The sequence below is a fragment of the Methylobacterium platani genome, from assembly GCF_001653715.1.
Classification (GTDB): domain Bacteria; phylum Pseudomonadota; class Alphaproteobacteria; order Rhizobiales; family Beijerinckiaceae; genus Methylobacterium; species Methylobacterium platani.
The window spans coordinates 1-2,382 of sequence record NZ_LWHQ01000127.1 but is presented as its reverse complement, the minus strand read 5'-3'; the positions used below and the strand labels follow the sequence as shown (position 1 = coordinate 2,382).

General features: G+C 63.4%; 2 protein-coding genes. One reads left to right on the top strand and one right to left on the bottom strand.

Annotation, left to right across the window (positions count from 1 at the left end):
* The first annotated feature begins 346 nt into the window (after positions 1-346).
* Complete coding sequence (locus A5481_RS31770; RefSeq protein WP_048435927.1) at positions 347-556, top strand: hypothetical protein; 210 nt, start codon at positions 347-349, stop codon at positions 554-556.
* 864 nt (positions 557-1,420) lie between these two features.
* Here the strand turns inward: A5481_RS31770 and A5481_RS31765 are convergent.
* Positions 1,421-2,227, bottom strand: coding sequence for an SDR family NAD(P)-dependent oxidoreductase (locus tag A5481_RS31765; protein ID WP_048435928.1), 807 nt, complete (start codon positions 2,225-2,227; stop codon positions 1,421-1,423).
* Positions 2,228-2,382: the final 155 nt, after the last annotated feature.

Sequence of the window (2,382 nt, the reverse complement as noted above, 5' to 3'; positions counted from 1 at the left end):
CTCGCTTTTTCAGGGTCTCACTGCGGCGGCAGTTGTCTCCAGGTGGTGCGACTCGGGCTCAGGACGCGAGCTGCGGTAACCTACATCCAGGCACGGATTAACCTTCGCCGTCAAATCCCGGGGGATGAGCGGGGCGCTCGTGCACATCGCAGAGGCCGTTGCTGGCTCTGGGCTGGTTTGCCTTGTGACCAGAGGCCGTGCACGTAAAAGGGGCCTGTCGCAAACGCGAGCGGACCGCTGTAAGTCACCGCTGACGTTCGGCCGCCTCCTCGGCGGCCACCAGCTCAGGAATGCGAACCGCGAAGTGGCCTGGAAGTTGGTGATCACCAACTCCAGGAGCACGCCAATGATCGACCCGACGAAGAGCACCGACCACGACAAGGATCACCCTCAGGACCCTGGTAAAGCGAAGGCAGATCTCGCTGCGGCCAGCGCCCCCGGTCAGCGGAAGCCGGGCGACGATCTTGAGGAGCGGCAGGATCAGCTGCTCGACCAGGCCGTCGAGGAAACGTTCCCGGCCAGCGACCCGATTTCGCCAAAGCGGATCACCAAGTAGCGACTCGTTCCAGGTGACCTCACGGCGGCTGGCCAGCGATGTGCAAGAAAGTGACACCTGCCCAGGGATGGCGCACAATTGCGCTTGAGACGGGCAGGGGAGCACGCTAAGACCTTGCTCCCGGACAGAAAAAAGGCCGCCCATGAGAGCGGCCCGAAGTCTAGGGAGGAAACGCCCATGAGGGCGAACAGGGCCGCGACGCCATCGCGGCCGTGCATGGGGTATGTATCCCACGCTTTTTCGCATCGCACCATACGACCTATGTCCCAGGAACCATGCGCACGATGCATGGGTGGGCTAACCATTTTTGCACATTTAGGTTGTATCGCACTTGACCTCGCTAGAGCCGGAACGGCTATGACCTAAGGAACAGGTCACCCACAGCCTTGCGCCGCCGATAGGTTAACCAGCGCAGGCACAGCGCCTTGAGGTTCGCCGGCTCGTTGTTGCCGCGATCGTGGTCGAGATGGGAGCACGCCAGGTACATGTGGGTCAGCTGCACCGCCGTGTCGGCCGGCAGGCACTCCAGCGGCGCTAGCTTGAGCTGCTGCCCTTCGCCATTGCGCTAGGCACACGTTTTCTTATGATAGATTTCCTACCATATTTTCTTTACACGAACGGGGCCGTTTCGGGGTACCGGACAGAGGTTCGGCTCGCCTGTAAGGAAAACGGTCGTTTTTCTTACAGGTAGCCCCGAGCGGCGGAAGACCGCTCGGAGTGGCAACCGGCCCTTGGCATTCCATCCGGAAGCCAACGTTCCGCATCCAAGCCAACCCAGTCACTATTGTGGGGAGCAGGCATCCCGAAAGCGGCTGTTCGGTGCGCTCACAGGCACCGAACGGTCCGCTGATCTGTGGCAAAACCTCAGGCCCCCATGGTCATTACGGAGCCGCCGTCGACCCGGAGGAACTCGCCGGTGATGAAGCTGGCGTGTTCCGAGCAGAGGAACGTAACCGCGGCGGCGACCTCTTCAGCCCGGCCACGGCGCTTGGCGACGATGCCGGGGCGTTCCTCGTCCAGCGTCAGCTGGATTGCCTCGTCGAACGAGACCCCCTTCTCTTTCGCCTTCTTCTCCATCTGCGCATCGGTCATTGGCGTGGCGATGAAGGCCGGGCCGACCGCGTTCACAAGCACCCCATCCGGCCCGTAGGCCTTGGACAATCCCTTCGCAAGGTTCAGGACCCCGGCCTTGGCAGCAGCGTACGGCAGTTCCTCAATGTAGGGCTGCACCGCGTCCTCCGAGGAAAAAAGCACGACGCGGCCCCAGCCCGCCTTGCGCATGTGTGGGATGAACGCCCTGGTCGCGCGCACCCCAGCCATGAGGTCGGTCTGCAATGCCTCCAGCCAGTCGTCGTCGGTGAGGTCGAGAAAGTCTCCCGACGCCCCGGTGATGCCGGCGGCACAGACGAGGATGGTCGGCTTGTCGTCGAAGGCCATGTTGGCGAAGGCGGCGAGCACCTCGATCCCCTTGGCTCCACTGAGATCCGCCTCGACGGCGCGAACCTGACCCAGCGCCGCCAGCTCTGCGGCGGTGGCCTGCAATTCGGGGCCTTCCTTGTCGGTCAGGACGACGTGGACGCCCTCGCGCAGGAGGTGCTCGGCAGTCGAGCGACCCATCCCCGACTTGGCGCCTGTGACGACAGCGACGCGCCCCTTGATGCCGAGATCCATGACTGTCTCCTTGGGAAAGCGAGGTGAGATCGACCGGCATCGGGCGACGGGGCTCGGCTCAGTCGAACCGGACGTGAGAAGGTTTCAGGCGCTGCGAGCTTGGTCCGGATGACGGCCTTCGGCGAATTCTGGGATTGCCCCGGATCGGTGGACAC

Excerpts from the sequence above, each read along its gene's own strand:
- A5481_RS31770 (WP_048435927.1), top strand. The coding sequence starts at position 347 with ATGATCGACCCGACGAAGAGCACCGACCACGACAAGGATCACCCTCAG.
- A5481_RS31765 (WP_048435928.1), bottom strand. The coding sequence starts at position 2,227 with ATGGATCTCGGCATCAAGGGGCGCGTCGCTGTCGTCACAGGCGCCAAG.